This is a genomic window from Nonomuraea sp. NPDC050556, from assembly GCF_044457355.1.
Classification (GTDB): domain Bacteria; phylum Actinomycetota; class Actinomycetes; order Streptosporangiales; family Streptosporangiaceae; genus Nonomuraea.
In genome coordinates, this window is the sequence record NZ_JBITGU010000005.1 from 137,069 (window position 1) to 162,400 (window position 25,332).

Genomic DNA, 25,332 nt, shown 5'->3' on the forward strand with positions numbered 1-25,332 from the left:
CGCCGCCGGCGTTCTGGGAGCGCAGGTACCTGGGGTCGCGCCGGCGTAGAGGCGGGCACCGATGAGCGCCGCGACGGCCATCGGAATGGTCAGCGAATCGTTGCGTGGCCTGCTGACCGGCGAGATGACCCTGACACCGACGGTGCCCGTGACCGTCCTCGCACCCGACGAGGCAGGCGGCCCGCGCCGGATCAACCTCTTCCTCTACAAGATCGAAGAAAATCCGACCTTCAAGAACGCGGATTGGCAGGTTGTCAGAGGCAACCCCGACCGGCTGGCCCCGCCTCCCTTGACACTGAACCTCTACTACCTCATGACGGCGTACGCCCCGAACGACGCCCAGAACGGCAACGCCGCCGCCCACGCGATCCTCGGCGAGGCGATGCGCGTGTTCCATGTGAACCCGGTGATCCCCCCAGCCGACCTCGTACCTGGCCTCCAGAACATGAGGGAGCGCATCCAGATCTTCCTCAACACCCTCGATCTGGACGAGCTCACCAACCTGTGGGGCGCCTTCACCCAGCCCTTCCGCACCTCGGTGCTCTACGAGGTCTCGGTCGTTCAGCTCGACCAGGCAGCGGAGGCTCAGCGCTCGACGCCGAAACGGGTCAGGTCCGTAGGCGTCCCCGAGGTCCGTGCGCCTTTCGCGCCGCCCACGATCGACACGGTGAACCCGGTCGCCGGGCCGGCAGGCCGGACGGTCACCGTCGGGGGCACGGGCCTCGCAGGCTGGCAGACCGACGTCTCCCTCTCCGGCACCCCGCTGCTCACCGCCCACGCGCTCACGGCCGATGCTTTCACCGTGACCCTCCCCACAGCCCTGGCCCAGGGCTTCTACGAACTGCGCGTGGACATCTCCCGACTCACCCGTAGGACACTGTTCCTCGAGGTGACACCGTGACCGCGGACCGGTCGACCGAGACGGCATGTCCGTACGCGGACGGTTTCACGCACATCACCGCACATCTGAGAGTCCTAGACCAGCGCATCGCACAGCTCGTGCGCAACCTCCGGCAGACCGAGCTTCAACGGTCGGGCCTCGACGCCCGCAACCACATCCTCGTGTCGGACGGCGAGGTGGACCGCCTGCTGGACGAGGGATTCCCCGGACCGGACGCCCCCGCCTCGGCACCGGACGGCGTGGTCGAAACCGAGATCGCCGCGCGAGTGGCCGCGAGTGCCGAGGGCGGGATCGACCTGCCGTTCGACCGACTCTGCCGAGTGTTCGGGCTGTGCGGGTTCGAGCGCGACGCCGTCATGATCTGCCTCGCACCCGAGATCGATCGCCGTTACGACAGGCTCTACGCCTATCTGCAGGATGATGCCACGCGCAAACGGCCCAGTGTCGACCTGATCCTGCGCCTGCTGTGCGGATCACCGCCATCCATGTGGCAGGCCATGCCGCTGCTCGCTCCAGACTCGACTCTCATGCGGAAGGGCATTCTCGAACCCGTGGTCGACGGATACCACCCGTCAGGCTCGACGGACGTGTCGCGCTTCCTGAGGCTTAACGACCGAATCACCAGATTCATCCACGGCCACGCCACCGTCGACGACGCATTGGCCGACGCGGTCACCGTGAAGCGTCCGGTGAACTGCCTTCGAGAAGCCGTCACCGAATCCTGGTTCAGGACCAGATTGTTGATCCTCGCGCGCCGCCACTTCGGCGCCCCGCGACCGCTGGTTCTCGGTCTGCGCGATCAGGCGGGGGCGGACCACAGCCAGCTGGCCGCGGACATCTGCGCCGGCCTGGGCCGCCCCCTGATCGTCGTCGACGCAGCCGCCTGGATCGGGCGCGGCCGGGACGCCCTCACCCTCCTGCCGCTCGCATTCCGGGAGTGCCTGCTACACCAGGCCGCGATCTACGTGGGCGGCATCGACGAGTTGACGTGTTCCGACGCACGGCTCGGCACCGCGGTCCTGACCGTAATGAGCAGGGCCGCCGCCGAGTACAGCCCGCTGACGTTCCTCAGTACTGAGAAGTCAGCGATGCTTCCCGGCGTACCAGACACGCTGCGGTACCACGCCGTGGAGATACCGGCCCCTGACACGGTGGTACGCGAAGCCGCCTGGCGGGCGACGATGCGCGGCTCCCTACCGGCCGCCGACCCATCCTGGGCGGCTCAGCTGGCCAGAGCCTTCACCCTGACGCCACATCAGATTGCTGCGGCGGCGGACGAGGCCGCGCTCGTCGCGGACGGCCGGCGAGGCACCCCGCCGTTAGGGCTCGAAGATCTTTTCGCAGCATGTCGGGAGCAGGGCGGTCACCAGCTCGGCGATCTCGCGCTGAAGACCGCGCCGAGTCGGACCTGGGACGACCTGATCCTGCCCGCTCCGCAGCTGGGGCAGCTCCATGAGCTGTGCGCCCAGGTTCGGCACAGGACTCTGGTCCTGGAGGAGTGGGGGTTCGGACGCATCATGAGCCGGCGTCGCGGCGTGAGCGTGTTGTTCACCGGCGTTCCCGGCACCGGCAAGACGATGGCGGCCGAGGTGGTCGCGGGTGAGCTGGGCGTCGACCTGTTCACGGTCGACCTGTCGGCGGTCGTGAGCAAGTACATCGGTGAAACGGAGAAGAACCTCGCAACCGTCTTCCGGGCGGCCGAGAGCAGCAACGCGATCCTCTTCTTCGACGAAGCGGACGCTCTCTTCGGCAAGCGGACCGAAGTCGCCGACGCCCACGACCGCTATGCCAACATCGAGACCAGCTACCTGCTGCAGAAGATGGAGCAGCACGACGGTGTGGTGATCCTCGCTACGAATCTCCGCGAGAATATGGACGAGGCGTTCGCGCGAAGGCTCCGCCTCGTCATCGAGTTCCCCTTCCCCGACGAGGTGAGCCGGGCCCTGATCTGGCGGGCGCATCTCCCGCCCGAGGCGAGGATCTCGCCCGAGGTCGACCTCGGGATGCTCGCGTCCCTGTATCCCTTGTCCGGGGCCGGGATCAGGAACGCGGTGCTGACTGCGGCGTTCGCCGCGGCGGAGGATGTCCGCGACATCGAGCTCCGCCACGTCCGGCACGGTGTCCGGCGCGAGTACGAGAAACTGGGCAAGCTCTGGGATGAGCCGCTTCCGCAGTATCGCCTCGTCCGAGGAGGCCACTGAGCATGGCGCCCCGTCCCGCACATGCGCAGACCGACCGCGAACCGGCCGCTGGAGACCCTGCCGCTCCGGTGCGCGGCGCCCAGACCACGCAGGCCCCCAAGGATCCGGTGGCGGTGCTCGGCAACCAGCATCTCCAGCAGACGGCCAAACCGGATGAGAGGCCGCTCAGCCAGCTGCGGACCATCGCTTTCGAGGCCATCGACAACTACCGCGGAGCGGCACAGAACGGAGTGGCGGACGCCGTATCCACGGTCAGCGACACCGGATGGAGTGCCTGGGCAGCGGCCCTGGCTGGAAACCTCATCTGGGCGCTGGCGTGCTTCGAGACGGGGGGCGCCGCCTTCATCATCAGTCTCGGGGGCATCGCGGTCGGCGCGGTGGGCACCCTTCCCAAGAACGGTCCCGCCTTCGTCAAATGGGCCTCGGACCACCTCATCACTGCGGTGACCGACCACATGGGCGCCCAGGTCGACCGGGTCACCAGAGATGCGCTCGGCACGATCACTGCCGAGGGCTGGGCCGATAGCCGGGTCCGGATGATGATCCTTCAGCGTCTGCTCAAGCCGGAGTACATCATGCTGCTCTCCGGGGGGATCCCGACAGCCGATGTGGCGAGAATCCGTGATCTCATCCATGCGGAGCTGCTCATCCGAGCCAATCGCCAGGTCGCGGACCCGTATCCGATGCAGAACCCCGGGATCGTGCGCCTGAACTATCGCGTCGACGGCCACTTGCCGCGCGGCTACGCCGAAGGAGACCGGGTCGGACCGGTGGAGAACTGGGCATTCGAGTTCCTGTCTGCGGAGCTCTCCATGGACGTGGGCGGAACAGCGGCGGTCCAGGCGCTCAAGAAGGAGAAGACCCTCAAGACCGCGGAGACACCGTTCATCAAGGTGGTGATCCTCGATTCGGCGATGGGCGGCCATGCCGTCCTGGTCCTCGACGGCCAGAACAGGTTTTTCCGTGAGAGTCACAACGTGGGCTTCCGGGGGATCGACGGGCCCGCGGTCCTCGCGCGCATGTGGCGCTCCACCAACGGGAAGCCCCCGGACATCGACATGGACTCTCTCAAGTGAAGGCGACCGGATACATGAAAGGAAGATCGGGAATGCGGATGCCGACAGCGCAGGAGATCGTGGGCCATTTCGGGCCGAACCGGGCCGAAGCTCACTCTTACGCTCGCCATCCCCAGCTCGCATCTGCGTTCGGTGAGATGGCGGGCCAGGTGATCCTCGGCAACCGGTACCTGCAGCAGGTCAACCAACCGGAGCCCGAGCGGCAGGAGGATGAGTCCGGTCCGGCGGAGGTCCTCGAGCATCTGGTGGGGTCGGATGGACTCGTGGACGAAGAGATCTCGATCGTCCAATCCGGGCACACGTGCGTACCGTCGGTTGGCTTCTCCGCCACAGGCCGGACGGAAACCGTGCCGTACGGGCATCCGCCCGGGCCGGGGCATTGGCGCTGCCCGCTCCTGTTCACCGACGGTGGCCGAACCGGGAACGTCGTCTTCGCGGGAGGAGGCGGCGCAGGCCCCCACGGCAACCAACCCGCGGGCTCCATTCAAGCGGAGGTCGTCCCGGTGTTCGAGTCCGTTTCGCATGGGGCGCTCAAGGATTCCGAGGCCTGGGTAATGCCAGGAACCGGGAACGTCGACGTCACACGGTCCTTCGTCGATTCGGGCGCCGGCGACCAAGGAAACGGCTGGTATCTGACGGCGGCCGCCGCCGCGAGAGCCACAGCCCATGAGCAGCTGCATGTCGACAATTCGAAGGCGCACTATGTCCGGCTCATCGACCCCTTGCTGATCCGCAAGCTCGCACGTCGCACCGCGTTCACGCGATGGGGCGCCAAGAGAGACCTACGCGAGTATGTCCGATGGCCGGAGACCATCAAGGAGTTCCAACGAGACGACGCGGCCGCCAACCGGGCGATGGGCAGCGTCGACGTGGCCGACCTGGCCTCCCCCACCTTTCCGGTGGATGCGGGGCCGGGTGTGGCCGGAGGCAAGAACTTCCTGCACATCGCACGTCTACCGGCCGAACCCAACCCCATCTGAGAGCGGCGATGAGAGTCGAGATCGAGATACCCGCCCCCGAGGGTCCGTTCGACGCTTTCCGGGCGAGAGCCATTTTGTTCAACGACGGGTTCGAAGCCGTCACCATATCCAGGAACGCGTTCGTCGGACCGAAATTCCGCCTGGGTGCGGCGTCGGGCCATCAGGTGCTTCTCGATTCGGTGGAGGCCACCTTCGGCATGCAAGAGGACCTCGTTGTGCTGCAGCCCCACACGTTCTACGGGCGAGAGCGCGAAATCGCAGACCCCGGACCCGGTGAGGTCGAGGTCAGCGCCTATTACCAGGACGGCGACCGTCGCGAGCACGCGACGGTCATGCGTTCCGCCGGCGGAGGTGCGTCGTGACTGATGGCCTTTCGAATCGGCCGAAGGTATTGCGGGGGGCGTTGGTGGAGTTCGGACTCAGCCTGCCACCGTTGTTCGTGGTGTTCCAGTTCAATCCGGTGCAGGTCACTCGGAATCGGTCGCTGACGTATTCGGTGCCCGCCGGGGGCGGGAATTCGCTGCGGGACATGCATCGGAAGTACGACAGCCTCAGCGAGTTGCGTGATGCGCAGCAGGTGGTGGTGCAGGAGGAGGTCATCGGGCTGGAGGTCCGGCTGGATGCCAGTGGGCGGCTCGATGAGGGGGACACGGTCACCGAGCAGTTCGGGATCTTGCCGCAGCTGTCCACGCTCGAGCTGATGGTGCATCCGAAGGAGGAGAGCCTGATCGGGCGGGCGGTGGGTGCGCTGCTGGGGTCGCCGGGCGGGTTCAGCTTCACGAAGCGGCCCAACCCGCCGCTGACGCTGTTCGTCTGGGGGCGTAAGCGTGTGCTGCCGGTGAACATCACCACGCTCAACATCACGGAGTTGTTGTACAGCCCCGATCTGAATCCGATCCGCGCGACTGCGACGCTCGGGCTGACAGTCATCGAGGGCAAGAGCATGCCGTACTTGTACTCGAAGGCGATGAAGGAGGCCATGTCCGTGCTCAATCTGGGCAATGTCGCCGACACCGCCAACGTCGTGGTCCCGGGGTAGGCGCCGTGTTCTCGAAGATCTCCCGATACCGGCCGCTCGCCGACGTCGTGACCATCGACGCCGCGGGACGGCGGCTCAGCTCCCGGGACCTCCGGGCCACCGGTCCGGTCACCGGCCGGTACCAGCACACCCTCGCCGACGGGGACAGGCTCGACGCGCTCGCCGCGCACTACTACCGGCAGCCCCGCTCCTGGTGGCGGATCTGCGACGCCAATACCGACTACTTGTCCCCACAGGAGCTGGTTGGCGCGGAGCCGGTGCTGATCTGCAGGTTCGAGATGACCGGCACGCCGACGGCTGCCCTCGTGCGGGCGGTCAGCGCCCTGGTCGGCGTGGACCGCGCGGTGCTCGAGGGCGACACCACCCTGCTGGTGACCTTCAACCGGCTCAACCTCTCCGTGCAGGACATCGCGGCCGTGTTCCAGGCAGGCGGGCACCCGGTGGTCCGCGCCGTCCAGGCCGGGCGAACCGGCAAGCCGATCGTCATCCCGCCGGACATCAGCGGTTAGCGGGGGCGCCATGCAGACCGAGAACTTCCGCATCGAGATCGACGGCATCGAGGCCGACGACCTGTACCCGAGCCTGCTTGGACTGGAGGTCGAGCTGGACGACGAGCTGGCCGCGATGCTCCGGCTCCGGCTGGTGATGGACCAGCGGTCCGAAGGCGGCTGGACGCTGGTCGATGACGAGCGGCTGGCCGTCTGGGGCCAGGTGAAGATCATGGCCGGGTTCGCGGGAGCCGCCGAGGAGCTCATCGACGCGGTGATCACCCATCTGCGGCCCGACTTCGACCCCGATCCGGGCCGCTGTTCGCTGGAGGTCTGGGCGGTGGACCGCAGCACGCTGATGGACCGTCAGGAGGTGTCCAAGGCCTGGCCGAACCGGCGGGACAGCGACATCGCCCGCGAGATCCTCAGCGCCCACGGGCTCCGCGCAGATGTCGAGGACACCAAGGTCAGCCACGACGAACCGGTCTCCACCGTAATCCAGCGTGAGACCGACATGCAGTTCCTGACCCGGCTGGCGCTGCGCAACGGGTTCGAGTGCTTCGTCGAGGGCACGACCGGTTTCTTCCGTGCGCCCCGGCTCGACGGGCCTCCCCAACCTGTGCTCGCCGCCCACTTCGGCGAGGCGACGACCCTGCGCCGGTTCTCGGCGGAGGTGAACGCAACCACGCCCACCGAGGTAACGATGAGCCAGCTGACCAGGGCCTCAAAGGAGATCGTGACCGGCGCCGCGACAACGAGCCCCCAGACCTTGCTCGGGCTGGCCGGAAGCATCCAGCTCCGGCTGGCCGGCCTTCCACCCGCGCGCACGGTCTTGGCCCAGGCGCCGGCCACGGGCGAAACCGAGCTGGCCGTGCTGTGCCAGAGCCTGCACGACCGCAGCGACTGGTTCGTCGAGGGCCGTGGCGAGGTCGTCGCCAACCATTACGGGCACGTGCTGCGGCCACGCAGAACCGTGACCGTCAAAGGGGTCGGCGAGATGCACAGCGGCGTCTACTACGTGTCCCACGTGACACATGTGTTCGCGCCCGACGGCTACATCCAGCGTTTCACGGCGCGACGCAACGGCCTGATGCCGACGGGCGCCGAGCAGTTCACTGAACCCGCCGGACTCCAAGGGGGCACGGTATGACGCTCGAACGGGTCCTCGCCGATCTGGTCCAGCGAACGGACCGCCAGTTCTTCGGCAAGTACCGCGGCCTCGTCGTGGACAACGCGGACCCTGAACGGCTCGGCAGGCTGCGGCTGCGCGTGCCGAGCGTCACCGGTCCCGAGGCCGTCACCGGCTGGGCCACTCCGTGCGTGCCGTACGGAGGCATGGCCGACCAGGGAATGCTCTTCGTCCCGGCAACCGGGGCCGGGGTGTGGGTCGAGTACGAGGAGGGCGACTTGGAGTTCCCCATCTGGGTCGGGACCTTCTGGAGCAAGCCCGACGGGGCAACCGAGCTGCCGAAGACCGGCGGCTCAGCCCAGGACCCGCCGACCCGCAAGATCATCAGAACGGCCAAGGGCCACACGATCGAGTTCGAGGACAAGGACTCCGAGGAGCTAGTCACGATCACCGAGGCCGCCCACGGAAACGTGATCATGATGGACCAGGACGGGATCACCATCAAGACGAGCGGCACCCAGGTGAAGGTGGGCACCGGTGGCGTCCTGATCGGCGGTTCTGGCGCGACGGAGGCGCTGGTGCTCGGCACCCGATTCCAAACGCAGGTCGCCTCGTTCATGACCGCGCTCGCGACCCACACGCACGTCGGCAATCTCGGCGCGCCAACGTCGCCGCCGACCGCCCCCATGAGCCTGGACGTTCCGCTCTCGACGAAGCACAAGGTGGAGTGATGGCGCTGGAGATCGGCTCCCCGGCCGCGGACGCGGGCCTGGCCAAAGAGATCTTTACCCAGGTGGACCTGCTGCTCTCCCCACCGCTCCTGGCGGCCGTGGACGGCGCGAAGGCCGATGCGCGGCCAGGCGCGCAGCAGGCGCTGGAGGCCGCACGGGACGGCTGGCGCAAGCTCTCCTTCGCCGTCGCCAAAGGGGTCGTCGACCATGTCGTGGCCAACCTCGAGATCGGCGGCGTGACGGTCTCTGGAACGGTCAGCGTGCCCGTGTCCGGCAGCACCGGACCCGCCGCGCCGAACTCCCACGTCCACGGTGTCTCCCTTGCACCCGCGGTGGTGGTCGCGCTCAGCCAAGACAACGACGGGACGGGACGGGTGCGATGACCACGGCTTTCGGATTCCCCTTCGCCATCGGCCCGGACGGGTCGGTGGATGTGAGCCGCGGCGACGACGCGGTCCGAGCGAAGATCATCCAGGTGCTGCTGACAGCTCCCGGCGAGCGCGTCAACCTGCCCGAGTTCGGTTGCGGACTGCTCAACCTCGTGTTCGAACCAGATGACGGCGTCCTGGTCGCCGCTCTGGAGTTCACGATCGGCCAGGCTCTGACCCGCTGGCTAGGCGACGACATCGTGGTCGGCGCCGTCGACGTGGCCGCCGCGGGCGAATTGATCACCATCGAGGTGGGGTACGCCGAACGCCCTGCGCTCACCCCGAGGGCGCTCCGGATCTCCTTCAGGTGAGGGGCCACTCATGGCTGACATCCAGTACCCCGACCGCCGCCCGGTCATCGACTACATGGCCAGGGACTACGACAGCCTGCTCCAGGCGATGCGGGCGCTGATCCCCGAAAAGCTGCCCGAGTGGACCGATTACACCGCAGAAGCCGACTTCGGCAATGTGCTGCTGCAGCTGTTCGCTCACATGGGCGACATCCTGAGCTACTACCAGGATCGGGTCGCGAACGAGAGCTTCCTGGGCACGGCACAGACACGGCGCAGCGTGATCGCCCATCTCGGCCTCATCGGGTATCGGATGGCGACCGCCGTACCCTCTGCGACCCGGCTGACGGTGTCAGTGCCGGGCAACGCCACCGGCACCGTCGTCATCGGGCGCGGCGCGGCCTTCGCGACGCAGAACCTGCCGGGCAGGCCGAGTGTGCGCTTCGAGTACAACGGCGCCGCGCCCCTCACCCTCGATCTCGGTACGCTGCCGCCCGACCCCGCAGACCCGACCCGGAAGATCTATTCGGCCGGCCTCCCGGTCGAGGAGGGCCGACTGGTGGCCGACGAGGTGGTGGGGACCTCCGACGGCTCTGCCGACCAGCGCTTCCCGCTCCTGCGGACGGGCGTCATCCTGCGCTCGCTGAGCCCGGCGAACCCGGATATCACCGTGCGCACCGAGCTCGGCGGCGCGGCGCAGTCTTGGACGCCGCAGCGCAGCCTCGCGTTCAGCCGCGGCGGCCAGCGAGACTACACCCTGGACATCGACGAGGACGACCGGGGCGTGCTCCGGTTCGGCGACGGAAGGCTAACCGGCTCCATCCCGCCGGTCGGCTGCACGATCCTCGCCACATATCGGGTCGGCGGCGGCGCGCACGGCAACGTCGCTGCCGGTGCCGTCAACACTGTCGTCGAAGCCCCCGCACTCGCTGTGGCCGGAGCCCGGGTCATCAACCCCGAGCCGGCGACGGGCGGCGCCGACCGGGAAAGCATCGAGCACGCGGTCGCCAACGCACCGGCGGTCTTCCGTTCGATGGACCGAGCGGTGACCGCTGACGACTACCGGGCGCTCGCGCTCAACGTCAACGGCGTCGGCAAGGTGCGGGCCTCAGCCGACCGCCGCAACGTGGTCACCTTGTACGTCGCACCGGCCGACGGCGGCCAGGTCAGCGACGTCCTGACCGCATCGCTGCTGGCGTACTTCGCGGACAAGCGGGCGATCACCACCGTCGTGGAGGTAGCCGACGTCGACTACGTGCCGGTCATGGTGACAGCGGTCGTGGGCGTCGACAGCTTCTATTCCCGGACGTCCGTCGAGGAGGCCGTCACGGCGTCCGCCGGCGGCCTGCTGGACTTCGCGTCCGTCGACTTCGGGCAGGTGCTCTACCTGAGCAAGGTGTACGAGGCGATTGAGGCGGTTCCCGGCATCGTCTTCGCCAACGTGACCGAGTTCCGCCTGGACCGGCAGCCGCCGGGGACGGTCGAGCCCACCGGGCGGCTAGCGCTCGGCCCGAACGAGATCCCGGTCGGCGGTCACACCGGCGGGATCAAGCTGACCATCGAGGGCGGGTACTGACGATGCGGCTGCGTTCCCTCACTGCCACCCCGCACCCTGCGGGCAACCAGATCGTGATCTCTTGGGACGACCCTGCTCCTGCTGGATTCCCCGGGGTCAGGGTGATGCGCAGGGCGGACGGCTATCCGGGTTCCCCGACTGACGGTGTGCTCGTGGCGCACGGTACGGGCCTCACCCGCTGCGTGGACACTGGGCTCAAGGGCGAGACGACTTACTACTACCGGCTGTTCCCGTTCACCGGGAGCCCGCCCGCGTTCGACCTCGACCAGGAGAACCGGGTGGCCGCGCCGGCCACTTCACCCTTCGGCTACGCGGACCAGATGTACGCGCTGCTCCCGGCGCTTTACCTGCGCTATGACACCCGAGGGCTGTTGCGCCGCATGCTCGACCTGCCGGGCGGGCAGCTCGACCAACTCCGCAGCCTCGCCCAGGCCCTCCTCAACCAGCACGACGTGGACCGGGTCGACGGCGCCCTGCTGTCGCTGCTCGCGCAGTGGATCGGGTGGCGGCCGGATCTCAGCGTCGACCTGGGTGCCCGGCGCGCTGAGGTGCGCAACGCGCCGGCCGTCTACCGGGCCATCGGCCTGGTGCCGACGGTGGAGGCCACGGTCAAGAGGATCCTCGGCCGCGATTGCGTAACCAAGGAGTACGGCGCCAACGTCGCGCACTCCAACGCTCCGGAACGGCGCACCCTCTGGATGCGGCAGCGGTCCGGGGCCGGTACCTGGAGTACGCCGGAGGCGCCCCTGTCGCTCGACACCGCCCACCAGGGCCGTCCGGCCGCTGCGACGGACTCCTCCGGCACCCGGTGGCTGGTGTATCACGCGCTCAACGGCGGACGGTGGCAGATCAGGTTCAAGAGCGCAGCCGCCGACGGCTTCGGTCCGAGCCGGCCACTGTCGCCTTCGGCAGAAGCACAGTTCCATCCCACGGTCGCAGTCCAGGGGACACTGCTGTGGGCATTTTGGTCCGTCTACGACCAGGCCGCGGAAGCCTGGGAGATCCGGTACCGGATCCACGACGGTGTCGGGTGGTCGGATGATGTTGTTTTCAGCGCGCCGGGCGTCCAGCGGCGCCGTCCCGCAGCCACCGCCGACGCGTCCGGAGGAATCTGGCTCTTCTGGCAGGAGCGTCGGTCCGGGGGGTGGATCTTCCGTTACGCCAGGCACGACGGGACGGCGTGGAGCCAGCCGGTGACCTTCCCGCTCGACGGCGGCGCGTCCCCGAGGGTGGAGGACGACCCGATCGCGATCGGCGGCGTCACCGGGTCCGCCGCCCGGCTGTGGCTGTTCTGGGCCTGCCGCGAGGCCGGGGGCCCTTGGACCGTGGTCTACCGGACCAAGAGCACCCTGGTAGCCGACGCCTCCGGGTGGAGCGCGGTCACCCGCTTTTCCATCGTTCCCACGGCCTTCGACGACCGGGAACCCGCGCCCGCCGCCGTCGCGGGGCGGATCGAGCTGTTCTGGTCGTCCAACCGCGGCGGTGCGTGGTCGATCTGGCAGAGCGTCTTCGACCAGGCAGCGGGCATGTGGGCCACCCCTGCTCAGGTCACCACGGGGCCGCACTCCGAACGCGGGCCAGCAGTCTTGCCCAGCCCGTCCGGGCTGTCGCTCTTCACGGGTTCCAACCGTGCGGTGACCTATGCGAGCGACGTCTACCGCGCCACCCGGATCGTGGACCGGCGCTACTCGGGCAGCACCACCGTGGACACCCGCAACACCGCGAAGCTCGCGCTACGCGGCCGTCTCAGCGACTTCGCCGTCTATACCTACTCCGCCGGACGGGTGGGCCTGCCCACAGACGCCGACCGGTACGCCTACGACGCGGTGGGGATCTTCCTCAGCACGGCGATCGACCTGCCGAACCAGGCGGGCCGCAGTACCCAGCTCGACCAGGTCAGGCAGGCCTTGAGCGCATTCCTGCCCGCCCACGTCCGCGCCATTCTGATCGACAGCCCGAGTTAGGAGTCCGACGGTGGGCGACTTCTCCCGAACGACCTTCGACCGGATGAAGCACTACGTCGGGGTCCGGCTGCAGCAGGGTGTGCCCATCGTCGACGCCGACTGGAACGAGCAGGAGGACATCCGCCGGTACGAGCTGCAAGCCTTTCTCAAATGGTTCGTCGGCGACGGGGTTCCCGCGGGAAACGACGGCTTCCTGGTCGCCCCTCTGCCCGGTGGGGGCGTCGGCACGATCCGGCTGGCGTCCCGGTCCTCGGTTCCCGGCCAGACCTCGGTCTCGGTCGACGTGGGTGCGTCCACGGCCGCCGCCGCGCTCGGTTTCACGCAGGCGAACCGGAGCGCGACCCGCAGCGGGTCCAATCCGGCCCAGCTCACCGGCGTCGCGGCGCAGCCGTTCGCGCTGGCCGCGGGTCTGACACTGGTGCTCAGTGCCGACGGGGCGGCGCCGGAGACCGTGACGTTCGCCGCGGGCGCGTTCGCCACCATCGGTGCGGCCACCGCGGCCGAGGTCGTCGCGGCGACCAATGCGGCGGTGAGCCGGGTAGCCGCCTCAGCAGGCGCCGGTGACGATTTCGCGGTCATGGGCGGCGACGGCACGCCCGAGGGCGCGGGACGCTGCCTGGTCGATGGCAGGGACGCGGTCACCGAGACCCAATTCACATACAGCTCCCAGCCGCTGTTCGACAATGCCGTGCTCGCCGCGGAGTGGGGCGTGCCGGTCGTGCAGCCGCTGTCGGCCGGTGACCGCGACGACCTGGTGTATCTGGACGTCTGGGACCGTGAGGTCACCTCGGCGGAAGACGACTCGCTGGTCAACCCGCTGATCGGCGTCGAGTCATGCGTGCGGGTCAGGCGAGAGTGGGCGGTCCGGGTCCGCACCGGAGCCGCGAAGGTTCCGGCACCCGGTGACTCCGATTTCAGGCCGCAGCACTCCTACCTCGCGCTGGCCGTCCTGGCCCGCAAGGCAGGGGTTCCCGCGGTCGGCGTCATGAGCGACCTGCGTCCGCGCAGCCTGCTCGTGCCGCCCAGCACGCTCATCGAAGACGTCTTCGGCACCAGCGCGGACAGCTACAGGCGCGGCGAGAACCGGCCGTTGACGAATCTGAGGGAGGCCATCAACGCGCTCATGCGCGGCGAACTGCCGGGTACACCGGACACCCCGATCGCGCCCGCCGCCGCCCAGGACTTCATGTCCACCGCCTTCACCGTCGCCGGCGGCGACGTCGTGGCCCTCTGGCACTCCCGTCGGGCGGCCAACGTCAACCAGGTCTTTCTGACCAGATGGCCGCTGAACGCACCCGGCTCGGCCGCGACCACCTTACCGGTCCAGGTCACCCCCGGTCCGGTCGCGCACGCCTTCCCTGCTTCCGTCGCGTTGCCCGGTGGAGACCTGATCGTCGTCTATGAGACGGCCGGGCAGGACATCTTCGCCAAGCGCGGCACACCGCAGGCGCTGGCGGGCGCGACGGAGTTCGCGGTCGCCTCGGCCGCGACGACCGACCGTCAGCCGTTCGCGGTCCTTTCCGGCGAGGTGGTGGTGTTCCTATGGCAGCAGATCGCCGGGGCCGCCCGTACCTGGCTCTACCGGCGCTGGCGCCATGCCACGAACACCTTCGTGGACGCCACCGCGCAGCAGCTGTCCGCGGCCACCGCCGCACTCCTGTCGGGCGGAATCGGAGACTTCTCCGCGGCGGTGGACGGCAGCGGGGACGTCTGGGCCGCCTTCCGCGCCGATGACGGGGGCGGGAACTTCAGCATCCGGCTGCTCCGGCTGCGGCCGACCACGCTCCAGCTCGACGAGCAGACGATTTCCAGCGGCGGCGCCAACGAGCAGCCGTTCGTGCTCGTGGACGGCAGCGAGGCCGTGTGGGTGTTCTGGCGCAGTGGCACCGACGCCGCGGCGTCGGTGTCCTACCAGCGGGTCCCGCTGCCCGCCCCGGCGACGTGGCCTGTCCAGCCGCCTCCCGTCGCGGTCACCGGCGCGGCCGCCGCGAGGCCCGGCGCGGTCCGCGACGCCCAGGGCGCCGTATGGCTGTTCTGGAGCCAGCTGACCGGGGTCGGCACCACCAGGGCGGTCTGGCTGCAGCGCCACCTGAAGAGCACCAACAGCTGGGGCACGTCGCGCCAGATCACCGGCTCCGCCGCGGTGGACGACCAGCCGTTCGCCCTCACCGGACCGGGAGGGACCGTGCTGCTGTTCTGGCTGAGCAGCCGCAGCGGGAACCTCGACCTCTTCTCCAAGCAGTTCATCACCGCACTCTGAGAAAGGCCCGCCATGTCCACGATCATCCCCGGCGCGATCGGACTCACTGCCTACACCATCGCCGACTCCGCGAACGCCTGGTTCTACCTCGACATCGAGCTTGACGCGGGAGAACAGGCGGAGCTCGAGCTGCACTGCCCTGTGGCGGCCGCTGTCACCCTCGCGGAGAGCGGCGGCCCGCCGATCACTCTGTCGACCACCGGCGCGATCCCCGCGGACGCCACCGCGACACGCATCGTGAACGGCTCGGGCACCCAGGCGGGCGGCGGCGCCGTCGTGCTCGTCACGATCGAGGCGACCAACCCGTTCCATACCGCATGGCAGCTGAGGGTCGGCGCCGTCGTGCCGCCGCAGACCGTACACCTCCAGATCAACGCCGGCGACGCCGAGATCAGGAGGATCCTCGCCGACCCCGTGGCAACCGCCGCCCCGCCAGCCGCGCTGACCGAGAAGACGCCGATCAGCCTGACGGGAAGCGCGAACTACACGACCGTTCCGGCCGGTCCCGGCCCTGCGGGCACACCTGCCCCGCCCGTCCTGCGCGCCACCTGGACGCAGACCGCCCCGGCTTCGATCAGCGCACCGCCGCCGAGCACGCTGTTCAGCACGACGATCGCCAATGTCCCGCTCAACGCCTCGATCCAGTCTTCACCGGCGTTCCGGGCACCGGTCGTATACGCGGAACAGTCGATCGGGTACCGATTGACCGCGTTCTACGACGACGTCCCGAACATGACCCCCGACCCGGCGGAACCGGTCGAGACGGCCGAGGTGACGCTCACTGTGAGGCCGCGCACTCAGCACATGATCCTGGCCGTCGACCGCTCGGGCAGCATGCTCGCCCTCATGCCCGGCACCACCCTGACCCGGTGGGAGTTCGCCCGGCAGGCGGCCCATGTCTGGGCCGACCTGTGGATCGCGCTGCGCGGCCAGATCAGCCCCGCCGACCGTGCGGGAATCATGATCTATGAGGCGTCGACCTGCGGCTGGACCGGCAAGCCGTCCGGGCCGATCGAGATCCTTTTGCCGAAGAACGGAACCCTCGGCGGTCTCTCCGCCCTCGACGTCACCTCGCTGGGGCTCGGCAATCCCGGCGCCTGTACCCCGATCGGCGATGCGCTCATCGTCGCGATCGACGAGTTCGTCGGCATCGGCGGCACCCCCGACGACCGGTACGTACTCATGCAATTGACCGACGGCATGGAGAACTCCAACGCGGTGGTCGTGGAGGACGACTCCCCGGTCCCGCAGGGCGCTACCGCGACCTTCCGCAGCCAGCGCGGCGCGGGTGCGCGAGCGACGGTCGATGCCCGGCTGGCCATCTACACGATAGGCCTGGGCCCGCGCGGCACCGTCCAGGACTCGGTCCTGGACGATCTCGCCACCGGGAGCCCCACGGACCGTGGCCTCTACCGCCCGGTCCAGGCCAACCAGCTGATGTCCGCCTTCGGCGAGATGCTCGGCCACGCCCTGGAAGCCGAGAACGTCACTCCCCCCGATCCCAACGACGACATCGCGGTCAGTGCGGGTGAGAACCATCTGACCTTCACGCTGCGGTGGAAGAGCATCAATGACCGAATCAAGGTGTTCCGCACGGTCGGCGGAGTCGAGCAGCAGGTGGCGGGCCCGGGCGCCGTAGTCGCGCCCGGTATCACCGTGCGACTGCGTGCCAACCACGGCCTCGTCGATGTAGACCTCACGGCGCACCTGGGGGCGGCGGTGCCTGCGAGCACGTGGCGAGTGGAGTACTGGGAGAACGGAACCGGCCTCAAGCAGATCGCCCCAGGTGACCTTCTGGTGCTCGTCGACCTGTTCCTGAAGGCCGATATCCGATTCGACCGTGTCCGCTATCTGACCGGCCAACGTGCCCTGGTGACCTGTCAGGTCACCGCCGGGGGAGAATCAGTGAAGGACGCCAAGGTGTACGCCGAACTGGCACGTCCCGGTGAAGGACTGGGCACCTTCCTGGCCGTCAATGGCTCCGGCTACAAGCCAGCAGGCCAGAACGTCTCCGACCCGCTCGCACCGAAGGCCGCCATGCTCGCGGACCTGCTCCACCGCAAGGAGCGGCAGGGCCTTTTGGAGGATGTCCCGAAGGGCATCTTCCGGGACGGCACCGACCAGCTCTGGGACGACGGACGGCACCAGGACGGCATCCGCGACGACGGCACCTACACCAACACCTACGCAGGCGTGGAGAAGGAGGGCATGTACAACTGGCGATTCACCATCCGCGGCACCACACCTGACGGGCATCCGTTCCTGCGGGTCGCCCACCGGTCGTTCTGGGCGGGCGTGGGCGTCGATCCCGAGGCCTCCAAAGTGGAGATCAAGCAGGTCGAGCACGAAGGTGAGGGGGACAAGCTGCGCACCGTCATGATCACCGTGTCGCCGGTCGATGCTCGCGGCGAGCGGCTCGGCCCGTTCCGGGCGAGCGTGGTCCAGATCCGTAGCAAACAAGGGCAGTTCCAGCCGTTCTCCCCGGTTCCGTCCGACGGCGTCGCCTACCCGCAGCCCGACAACGGCGAACTGCTCAGCCGGTACGACGGCCGTTACTCCAGGATCTTCACCTACAACCCCGCCGACCACCCGATCGTCACGATCGTCGTCCAAGGAAGGAGGTTCCCCGAGCTCGCCATCCCATGAGCAGAGTCATTCACCTACCGCAACACGAACCGCATCCCTGCGATCGCTGCCGGGTCGAGTTTCGCCACGAGACGAAGGGCGTGACCGTCGGGACTGTGATCATTCAACCGGGTGCGGGGAGGCGACTTCGGACAGGTGCCCTGCGCCGGTGCTGCACAAGACTGCCGAGAGTTAGCGACGTCCAAGAACGCCACGCACTGGTATCGCACCTTGATTGTCGACAATCGGCGCGTCATGCCGCTCAATTCACCCCGCGAGATCGACCAATTTGTCCGAATCGCGAGCAGGGCAGCGCACAGCGATAGGATCTCAGCAACTCGTCCACATAGCCACGAACGCGTTGCGCAGCACCGGATCCGCTGACACCGATCCAAATCCCCAGAGATGGTCATCCACAGGATTCGCGCCGGTTTCCTCGGGCCACACCGCCCCCACCCACCGAATCGGGCCGTCGGGTGGGCATTTGTCGTTGTGTGTCGCTTGGATCTCCCGCCCCATCCGGAGCCAGGCCGTGAGGACGAACTGACCCTCCGCGGCGTATTCGGCGAACCTTAGGCCGGCGAACTCTGAGGACATGATCTGCGAGGCGAAGCCGAGCAGCATGTGGAGCCCGTCGAACACCCCCTTCCACTTGTCCAGAGCGTCGTATCCGCTGACCTTGGTGCAGGGAGCGACAATGTCCGTGTCCCGGAAGAGGATGTCGTCCTGAAGCGGCCCGCATCCGTTGATGCCTATCCATTCAACGTCCTGGCTGCCCCATGCGGGCCGGTGCGGCTTGGTGTCGAAGCTGACGTTTCCCCCCGCCATCACCCAGCCTTTGGGGCTCGCGTGCCCGTTGAAGTAGGCGAAGTCCACGGCATCCACCCATTTGTCGGCGTCTTCGAGCCATTGGGACTTCTTCGCTTTGTCTTCAGCGTTGGCCACCGTGATGTGCCATCCGGCGGAATTCAGCACGTGGAGCAAGCCTTCCGCGCTGAGCTTGAGATTCTCTGTCACCGCAGGTTTTCCGCCGTACCACCAGGCGCCGCACTTGTACGGCTTGTCGTCGGCGATGCCGTCGTCGCGCACGCGGGCCGGAGGCTTAGGCTCCTGCTGGTCCGCAGTGGACGATAGGTCACCGACAGCGCGGGCGAATCGGGTCGGGTCGTGGGGTGGGTCGATGATGTGGTGGCCGCCGGACCTGCCCTCCTTCGTCGCGGGGAGCAGGATCTCCTGCATCTTGAAATCGTTACCGTCGACCCGCACGGTGGCGGAGCAGACGTAGACGGGGAAGATGAACTTCTGGTCGGTGAACGCGGGCCCGGCATAGTAGGCGAGAGAGACCGAGACGGCGCTGAACTCCAGCTCCCTGATCAGGATGCGGAATTCCTTGTCCGCCTCGTGCAGTGGGACGAGCTCCGCCTCGCGCACGAATGCCGTTCTGCGCCATGCGCCGCTGAAACCGATCAGGCGGGCTCTCTCGCCGAACACGAGATTGAACGAGCCACCGCCTCCGACGAAGGGGATCCGATCTTTGCCGTCCTTGACATTCACAGTGATCGGGTAGTTGACCGTGATGTCGTAAGGATAATCTTGCCTGCCGTCCTGCGCGTTCCAACGCGCAATCACGGTCCTGGTCGCGAACGGCGCGCCGTACGCGAAAGGCTGGTCGGCTCCGAGCTGGGGCAGGAGCTTCTCCACGTGGTTCGCCGCCGCACTGAGCGCGGTGTCGGCGTCAGGGATGTCCGGTGGCGGGATTCGCGGATTCCACATCCTGGCCTCATCTGCTGCCCACACGCCTGCTCCCTCCACGTCCGCCTCGACCACGTGCTGGCCCGAGCGGAGGACGATGCGACGGCCCCGCCGTTCCAAGCTGACGGGGTCGATGCCGAAAAGCTTCTTCGCGAGTTCGATGGTGTCCTGCGTCGTGGTCGGGACGCGGACGGCCCGGAAAATAGGAAGGGTGTCCATGGCGGCATCGCCTCACTTTTTCTTCACGCTGACCTTGTTGGATGTGACGGCTCCAATGGGATCGACGCCGTTGATATATACGACTTTCATATGCCAGACCCCCGACACCTTCTTCGTTTGGGTGTTGAATTCGATAACTCCACCGTCCTTCACGCCCCGAAGGATCGGATTCCCCTTCTCCCTCCCCGACGCCTGGAAGCTAACCTCGATCACGTCATTCCGTCCCACCAGCGGAACGCTCGTTAGCTTTCTCTTCGGAACGAGCTTCGACCTGTGGTGGATCGTGTCGCCGCGCTTTACCTTTCCAGGCTTCACGGTGTACTTGCTGAATTCCAGTCCCGTCGGCAGCCCGACGTTCACGCGTATGTGGATGGGGTCGCTCCTGGCGCCGAAAGGGCTGCCCGGTGGGTCGAAAACGGCCCGCCAGTCGCCGCCGAGCTCCATGACCTGCTTGAAATGGAGATCACCGTTCGGACCTGTCTGCGAAGTCCCCGTCTCCTCCCACACGACGGTGCCGGTCTCCCGGAACTGCAGCACGACGGTCTGACCGTCGAACGCGCTCCACGTCGTACCGTCGCCGGTTCGCAGCGTGCCGTCGAAGTCGACCACGTCGCCCCTCTCCACGGCGACGCCGGTGTTGACGTTCGTCCGCAGAGAGATGTCGTGCTGGCCCGGCTGCGTGGTGCGGCCCACGCCGAAGCGCAGCACCGCGGTCTCCCGTACGCGGGTCCTCGTCTCGGCGATCACGACCAGGTGCCAGGCGCCCACCGGATCTGCCGATTCGAACGGGTAGGTCAACTCCCAGAGCCGCTGGTTCCGCACATCCAGCCTGACCTGCGACTTGTCGAAGTCCACCTCGTCCGGTTCCGCGGTGGGATCTATGAGCAGGCCGGCGACCTTGGAGCCGCCCGTGGTGACGACGCGGAACGTGGCGGACAAGACGCCGCCCGGGGGTACCATGATCACGTCGGGGACGACCTCGACGAGCTCGATAAAGAACGTCGCCATGGCTAGCACACCTTTCGATAGGGCGCCTGCGGTATGAGGCGGCGCCAGTCGTCCGTGGACAGGGTCGTGCCGGCGCGGGCGCACACGGCCCGCACGGCGCGGTCGGGGTCGAGCAGGTAGCTCTGATGCGTGCCGTCCGCGCCGATACTGTGCAGGCCACCGCCAGCGTCGAAGGCCAGCGCAAGAACAGCGTCGGTGTGCAGCGTGTACGCCTCGCCGAGCGGAATCCTGCGTACGACGTCCCACAACCGGACCTCGCCCTTGTCGTTGCCGGTGGCGAGGGTGCGGTCGTCGCGCGAGAACGCCAGCACCTTGACCTCGCCTGAGCCGCCACGCACGGGCACCAGCTTCCCGTATCGTTCCCCGGTCCTGGCGTCCAGCAGCAGTACGCCCTCCTGGCTGTAGCCGGCGGCGAGTATCGCGCCGCCGTTGCTGAAGGCGACCGTCAAGGCCCCGTTCAGGCTTGGGCCGGCGCGAATGGGAAGCCGGATATCCCGGTCGATGTCGACGAGTGAGGTCGGCGGCCCGGAGAGGGCGAGAACCCGGCCGTCCGGGCTGAACGCCATGGAGAACGAGCCATCCTCGGCGAGGTCCTTCTTCCTGCGTCCCTGCTCCACGTCCCACAACTGCACCGGCACACGGTTTCCTGACCAGTGGGTGACGGCCAGGGTGCGCCCGTCGCGGCTGAACGCCAGCCCCACCACGTCTTCCAGTGCCGGGTCGCCGGATTCGAGTACGCCTCTCGCCTGCCCGGTATAGGGATCCCACAGCTTGACGACTCCGGCATCACCCACGGCCACCGTCGTGCCGCCCCCATCCAGAGCGAGCGCCTCAGCATTCGGGGCCGGCAGGGCGGGGCCGAACGTGCCCCCGCCGGCGATGTCGCGCAGCTGCACGGTCCTGGCCGCGCCCTTCCCGGCCAGCACGGCCGCCGTACGTCCGTCGGGCCCGAAGGCGGCCTTCACCACTCCGGCGTACTGGATCGCTGGGTTGGTGTAGGCGGAGACGTCCACGGTGACCACGGTGGCGTCACGCAGCGTGTAGGCCAGCGTACGGTCGTCCCCGGCGATCCCCACCAGCGGATTGGCGATCGTCTCGATCGGCAGATGCCCCACCAACCGAGTCCCGTCGGTCTTCCACACCGACAGGCGCGTCTCGTCATACGAGATCAGACGCGTCCCGCTGTGGGTGTACCAGAGCCCGTACGCGCCGGCGTTTCTCAGCACCACTGGCGTGGGCCTGCCCGAAGGCAGGGCCCAGAACCGCACGTCATGCTCGCCCGCGACGGCGAGGGTCGCCGAGTCCGGGCTTAAGGCCACCGCACGGGCCAGGGTTCTGATCCGGGTGATACGCCGGTGCTGGTTCAGGCTCCACACCTCGATCACGCCGTCGAAGAAGGCGATCACCGCGAGCCGCTCGTTGTCGGAGATCGTGATGCGTTTCACGCCGTGGTGGTTCGCGCCGCTCGTCCTGAACACCAAGCGTCCGCCCTTGGGATCGATCCGATGGACCTGCGCGTCGCGGTCCCGCGTCACCACGGTCAGCAGGCCGCCATGGGGACTGAACGCGAGAAAGGTGTTCCCTTCGGGGATCTCGTGGCGCATCCTGCGGGCAGTGATGTCCCACAGCCGCACTGTCTCCCCTGTACCCACGGCGATCGTGTGCTTGTCCGGGCTCAGCGCCAGCATGCTGGCGTTCCGGTCGATGCCCTCGACCGAATCCGTCTCGCGATGGTCCGCGACATCCCACAGGTAGGCCCGCCCGGCGTCGACGACCGCCAGGGTACGACCGTCTGCGCTCAGCTCGAACATGGCCTCCACCCCGATGCGGGGTGCGGGCCCTATCCTCTCCGGCCTGGTCAGTGACGTGTACAGGGCCGCACGCGCCTCCTCCACCGGGGCCAGTTGCCACGCCGCCACGCTCATCAGCGCCGCTCGTACCGGATCCGTGCCCCGAAGGTCGTCGGCGAGCGCGGCGACCTGCCTGGCGAGCGCCGTGTCCCGCTGTCTGGTCGCCTCCACGTTCCTGTTCACGGCCACGCCCGCGACAGCCAGCGTGACCACCAGCAACACCGCCAGCGAAGCGCTCAGCCAGGCCAACATGCGGTTCCGTCGCTGCGTAGCCTCCTGTTCCCGGCGCTCCCGCAGGCTGGAGGCGTCCACAAAGGCTCGGGCCGCCGGTCCTGCGTCGTGGACGGCCACCCAGTCGAGGGCGAGCGCGAGCTGTGTGCCCCGGTACAACACCGAAGGATCGCGGCCGTCCCAGGCCGCGGCCACGTCCCTGAGCGGCTGCTCGACGAGGAGACCTGCACGGTCGGCATCGATCCAGGACCTGAGAGTGGGCCACGCCCTCAGGAGCGCATCGTGGGTGAGCTCCACTGACTCCTTGTCTACGGTGATCAGCCTGGCGGCGGCGAAGGCGTCGAGAACCGTCCGTACGGTGGCCGGACCGGGCAGGTCGGCCAGCAGGTCCTCGAGATTCGCCCGGCGACGCGTGTCCTCGGTTCCTTCTCCTACATGGACGAGCCGGCGCAGGAGCATGCGAGCCGTCGCCCGCGCCGGTTCGCCAAGATCATTGAGCACCTTGTCGGCGGTCTCCGAGAGGGCCTCGTGAATGCCACCCGCCGCACGGTAACCCGCGAGGGTCAGCGCGCGTCCAGAGCGCCGCTGCCAGGTGGTCAGCAGGGCGTGCGAGAGCAGCGGCAGCCGTCCGGCCTCATAACCGGCGCCGGGGCGGGCCCCGAGATCGTCCAGGAGCAGGTCGGGCAGGCCCGGCTCCAGCACCAGGCCCGCCGCCTCCGCAGGGCGGCGAATCGCCGACCGGAGCTCCTCGGTCGTCATCGGGCCCAGCACGATGCCCTGTTCCTGCAGGGATCGGGCGAGTTCGGGATAGTCGGCGCATCGCCCGCTGAAGTCCGCCCGGATCCCCAGTACGACGAGGGCCAGGCGGTGCGTCGCCGCCCGGTGGAGGAAGCCAATGAGCTCCTGCCGCTCCGCCTCGTCCCTGTAGTCCACGAAGACCTCTTCGAACTGGTCGACGACGATCACGACGCGCTCGTGCGGGAGCCCGCCCAACGCGTCGAGCAGGGCATCCGCTGTCGGTTCCGTACGCAGTTCCGCAGCCAGCACGTCTAGCGGCGAGCCTGCCGGGGTGAGCAGGAACCGCGGCCAGCCAGCCGACCCGGACAGCCCGAGCGCTCCCCTGCTCACGGCGGGCAGCAGGCCGGCGCGGAGAAGCGATGACTTTCCGCAACCTGACGCGCCTGACACCAGCAGGAGCCGCGGGTCGTCGTACCGCTCGCCCAGCCGCTGGATCAGTGTCGTCGTCTGCCTCTCACGGCCGAAGAACCATGCTCCGTCTGTGGCCTCGAACGCCGCCAGCCCTTTGTAAGGGCATTCGTCCGACGCCACCGGGCCGACGGTGGGCGGGATCGCGGGGAAATCGGCACGTGGGCGGTAGGCGCGGTTATCCGTGAGGACTAGCGACCCCGCAGCCCCACTGGACCGGCAGCGCGGAACCGGGCGTCCCGCGGCCCGCAGCGTACGGCTCAGCGACCGGTACACCTCCAGCAGCCCGAGCCCTGACGGGCCGTCGGGATCGCCGTACTCCATGAGGCGAAGCAACGCTCCAGTGAAGGACGTGTGTCGCTCGCCCGGAGGGGCGATGGCGACTTCGCTGGACCCCGCGGCAGCCATGACGAACGCACCATCGACCTCGGCGAGATTGACGACCTCGTCGTCGGCGTCTCCCAGGCCGCTGACCGCGCGTCCGGAGAAACAGCAGTCAAGAATGATCACGAGCGGGCCCGCCGCGCAGTCGAGCAAATATCGGCGCAGGGTCGCGTACGGCAGGGCGGTGTGCTCCAACCGGAGCGACCTGGGATCGGTGCACGCGGCGCTGAGATACAGGTTGCCGCTCGGGCTGACCAGGCCGTGCCCGCAGAAGTAGACCAGCAGCAACTGACCCGCGGATTCTGTGGCGGTGGCGATCGCCTCCCCCATCACCATTGGCGTGGGCGGGTCCAGCTCGATCTGAATAGATCTCCGGGGAACACCACACCGGCGTTCCAGCGCTTCCGCGAGATCCTTGATCGTGTCGTTCACCGCGGGAATGTCCGGAAGGCTGCCGTACTCACCCGTGCCCATCAACAAAACACGGACTTCCGGGAAGTCACTGAACCGCAGCATAGCTCAATAAAGCATTGGAAATCGCACCTGTCACTCTGAGTGCCGCATATTCAGGAAAGACTAGGGGAACCCCTGAGGCATACCCTAGGTCGCGCCGGCACTAAGCGCTCAGGCTGGCGATACCCTTAATGGATACCCGTAAAAGCACATACAGCCGCGGTTTCGGAGTGTCTGTTTAGGGCCTGGTCTGGCGAATGCGCCGGAAGCCGGAACAGGACAGGATGTGATTTACGACGTTGATGCGGGAATGAGGAACTGGGTCAGGAGGACACCGAGACGCGGTGTGTGCGGTCGTTCCCTGGACCTCGTTTCCCGGGGCAGATCACTTGATCGCGGGGGACTCGTGTACTGGCTCGCCTGGGACGCAAGCGAGCGCCAAACCGCTCGCCGATACTGATTGATCAATCCCGAGACGCGGCTTCTGGACATGCCCGCAACACAGCCCCCTAGAGCGCCTGAGCAAGTCCGGTCTGGTATG

General features: G+C 68.0%; 18 protein-coding genes. 15 read left to right on the plus strand and 3 right to left on the minus strand.

The window, feature by feature from the left end; all coding sequences use genetic code 11:
* Positions 1 to 61: 61 nt before the first annotated feature.
* From ACIBG8_RS42925 to ACIBG8_RS42995, 15 genes are read left to right on the plus strand one after another with little or no spacing between them, the layout of a single operon-like run.
* Complete coding sequence (locus ACIBG8_RS42925; RefSeq protein WP_397349009.1) at positions 62 to 901, plus strand: Pvc16 family protein; 840 nt, start codon at positions 62 to 64, stop codon at positions 899 to 901.
* Complete coding sequence (locus ACIBG8_RS42930) at positions 898 to 3,102, plus strand: ATP-binding protein (RefSeq protein ID WP_397349010.1); 2,205 nt, start codon at positions 898 to 900, stop codon at positions 3,100 to 3,102. Before ACIBG8_RS42925 ends, ACIBG8_RS42930 begins: the two co-directional genes overlap by 4 nt.
* A gap of 2 nt (positions 3,103 to 3,104) precedes the next feature.
* Complete coding sequence (locus tag ACIBG8_RS42935) at positions 3,105 to 4,178, plus strand: hypothetical protein (protein ID WP_397349012.1); 1,074 nt, start codon at positions 3,105 to 3,107, stop codon at positions 4,176 to 4,178.
* The gene (locus tag ACIBG8_RS42940; RefSeq protein WP_397349013.1) at positions 4,175 to 5,158 is read left to right on the plus strand and encodes a hypothetical protein; all 984 of its coding nucleotides are present in this window, start codon (positions 4,175 to 4,177) and stop codon (positions 5,156 to 5,158) included. Before ACIBG8_RS42935 ends, ACIBG8_RS42940 begins: the two co-directional genes overlap by 4 nt.
* 8 nt (positions 5,159 to 5,166) lie before the next feature.
* On the plus strand, positions 5,167 to 5,520 hold the full coding sequence (locus ACIBG8_RS42945) for a hypothetical protein (RefSeq protein WP_397349014.1): 354 nt from the start codon (positions 5,167 to 5,169) through the stop codon (positions 5,518 to 5,520).
* A gap of 44 nt (positions 5,521 to 5,564) precedes the next feature.
* Positions 5,565 to 6,197 carry a hypothetical protein gene (locus ACIBG8_RS42950; RefSeq protein ID WP_397349015.1) on the plus strand — a complete coding sequence of 211 codons (633 nt, stop codon included), beginning with the start codon at positions 5,565 to 5,567 and terminating at the stop codon, positions 6,195 to 6,197.
* A 5-nt stretch (positions 6,198 to 6,202) separates the two neighbouring features.
* Positions 6,203 to 6,706 carry a hypothetical protein gene (locus ACIBG8_RS42955; protein WP_397349016.1) on the plus strand — a complete coding sequence of 168 codons (504 nt, stop codon included), beginning with the start codon at positions 6,203 to 6,205 and terminating at the stop codon, positions 6,704 to 6,706.
* A gap of 10 nt (positions 6,707 to 6,716) precedes the next feature.
* Positions 6,717 to 7,835, plus strand: coding sequence for a phage late control D family protein (locus ACIBG8_RS42960; protein WP_397349017.1), 1,119 nt, complete (start codon positions 6,717 to 6,719; stop codon positions 7,833 to 7,835).
* Entirely contained in the window at positions 7,832 to 8,545 is a 714-nt protein-coding gene (locus ACIBG8_RS42965) for a phage baseplate assembly protein V (RefSeq protein WP_397349018.1), read from the plus strand. The genes ACIBG8_RS42960 and ACIBG8_RS42965 overlap by 4 nt, the downstream gene beginning before the upstream one ends.
* Positions 8,545 to 8,928 (plus strand): hypothetical protein, encoded by a 384-nt coding sequence (locus ACIBG8_RS42970; protein ID WP_397349019.1) that lies wholly within the window; start codon positions 8,545 to 8,547, stop codon positions 8,926 to 8,928. The genes ACIBG8_RS42965 and ACIBG8_RS42970 overlap by 1 nt, the downstream gene beginning before the upstream one ends.
* Positions 8,925 to 9,284: a GPW/gp25 family protein gene (locus ACIBG8_RS42975; RefSeq protein WP_397349020.1), complete on the plus strand. Its 360-nt coding sequence runs from the start codon at positions 8,925 to 8,927 to the stop codon at positions 9,282 to 9,284. The genes ACIBG8_RS42970 and ACIBG8_RS42975 overlap by 4 nt, the downstream gene beginning before the upstream one ends.
* A gap of 10 nt (positions 9,285 to 9,294) precedes the next feature.
* Positions 9,295 to 10,839, plus strand: coding sequence for a baseplate J/gp47 family protein (locus ACIBG8_RS42980; RefSeq protein WP_397349021.1), 1,545 nt, complete (start codon positions 9,295 to 9,297; stop codon positions 10,837 to 10,839).
* A 2-nt stretch (positions 10,840 to 10,841) separates the two neighbouring features.
* On the plus strand, positions 10,842 to 12,803 hold the full coding sequence (locus ACIBG8_RS42985; RefSeq protein ID WP_397349022.1) for a hypothetical protein: 1,962 nt from the start codon (positions 10,842 to 10,844) through the stop codon (positions 12,801 to 12,803).
* A gap of 10 nt (positions 12,804 to 12,813) precedes the next feature.
* The gene (locus tag ACIBG8_RS42990) at positions 12,814 to 15,063 is read left to right on the plus strand and encodes a DUF6519 domain-containing protein (RefSeq protein WP_397349023.1); all 2,250 of its coding nucleotides are present in this window, start codon (positions 12,814 to 12,816) and stop codon (positions 15,061 to 15,063) included.
* Between the two features lie 12 nt (positions 15,064 to 15,075).
* Complete coding sequence (locus ACIBG8_RS42995; protein WP_397349024.1) at positions 15,076 to 17,709, plus strand: hypothetical protein; 2,634 nt, start codon at positions 15,076 to 15,078, stop codon at positions 17,707 to 17,709.
* 309 nt (positions 17,710 to 18,018) lie between these two features.
* Here ACIBG8_RS42995 and ACIBG8_RS43000 read toward each other — a convergent pair whose 3' ends face one another.
* From ACIBG8_RS43000 to ACIBG8_RS43010, 3 genes are read right to left on the minus strand one after another with little or no spacing between them, the layout of a single operon-like run.
* Positions 18,019 to 19,659 (minus strand): DUF6345 domain-containing protein, encoded by a 1,641-nt coding sequence (locus ACIBG8_RS43000; protein WP_397349025.1) that lies wholly within the window; start codon positions 19,657 to 19,659, stop codon positions 18,019 to 18,021.
* A gap of 12 nt (positions 19,660 to 19,671) precedes the next feature.
* Positions 19,672 to 20,667: a hypothetical protein gene (locus ACIBG8_RS43005; protein ID WP_397349026.1), complete on the minus strand. Its 996-nt coding sequence runs from the start codon at positions 20,665 to 20,667 to the stop codon at positions 19,672 to 19,674.
* Positions 20,668 to 20,669: 2 nt separating this feature from the next.
* Positions 20,670 to 24,854 (minus strand): caspase family protein, encoded by a 4,185-nt coding sequence (locus ACIBG8_RS43010; protein WP_397349027.1) that lies wholly within the window; start codon positions 24,852 to 24,854, stop codon positions 20,670 to 20,672.
* Positions 24,855 to 25,332: the final 478 nt, after the last annotated feature.

What these genes read in the sequence shown, in the direction of transcription:
- ACIBG8_RS42965 (WP_397349018.1), top strand. Translation starts at nt 7,832, where the DNA reads ATGACGCTCGAACGGGTCCTCGCCGATCTGGTCCAGCGAACGGACCGC.
- ACIBG8_RS43000 (WP_397349025.1), bottom strand. Translation starts at nt 19,659, where the DNA reads ATGGACACCCTTCCTATTTTCCGGGCCGTCCGCGTCCCGACCACGACG.
- ACIBG8_RS42945 (WP_397349014.1), top strand. Translation starts at nt 5,167, where the DNA reads ATGAGAGTCGAGATCGAGATACCCGCCCCCGAGGGTCCGTTCGACGCT.
- ACIBG8_RS43005 (WP_397349026.1), bottom strand. Translation starts at nt 20,667, where the DNA reads ATGGCGACGTTCTTTATCGAGCTCGTCGAGGTCGTCCCCGACGTGATC.
- ACIBG8_RS42985 (WP_397349022.1), top strand. Translation starts at nt 10,842, where the DNA reads ATGCGGCTGCGTTCCCTCACTGCCACCCCGCACCCTGCGGGCAACCAG.
- ACIBG8_RS42935 (WP_397349012.1), top strand. Translation starts at nt 3,105, where the DNA reads ATGGCGCCCCGTCCCGCACATGCGCAGACCGACCGCGAACCGGCCGCT.
- ACIBG8_RS43010 (WP_397349027.1), bottom strand. Translation starts at nt 24,854, where the DNA reads ATGCTGCGGTTCAGTGACTTCCCGGAAGTCCGTGTTTTGTTGATGGGC.
- ACIBG8_RS42960 (WP_397349017.1), top strand. Translation starts at nt 6,717, where the DNA reads ATGCAGACCGAGAACTTCCGCATCGAGATCGACGGCATCGAGGCCGAC.
- ACIBG8_RS42970 (WP_397349019.1), top strand. Translation starts at nt 8,545, where the DNA reads ATGGCGCTGGAGATCGGCTCCCCGGCCGCGGACGCGGGCCTGGCCAAA.
- ACIBG8_RS42925 (WP_397349009.1), top strand. Translation starts at nt 62, where the DNA reads ATGAGCGCCGCGACGGCCATCGGAATGGTCAGCGAATCGTTGCGTGGC.
- ACIBG8_RS42995 (WP_397349024.1), top strand. Translation starts at nt 15,076, where the DNA reads ATGTCCACGATCATCCCCGGCGCGATCGGACTCACTGCCTACACCATC.
- ACIBG8_RS42980 (WP_397349021.1), top strand. Translation starts at nt 9,295, where the DNA reads ATGGCTGACATCCAGTACCCCGACCGCCGCCCGGTCATCGACTACATG.
- ACIBG8_RS42975 (WP_397349020.1), top strand. Translation starts at nt 8,925, where the DNA reads ATGACCACGGCTTTCGGATTCCCCTTCGCCATCGGCCCGGACGGGTCG.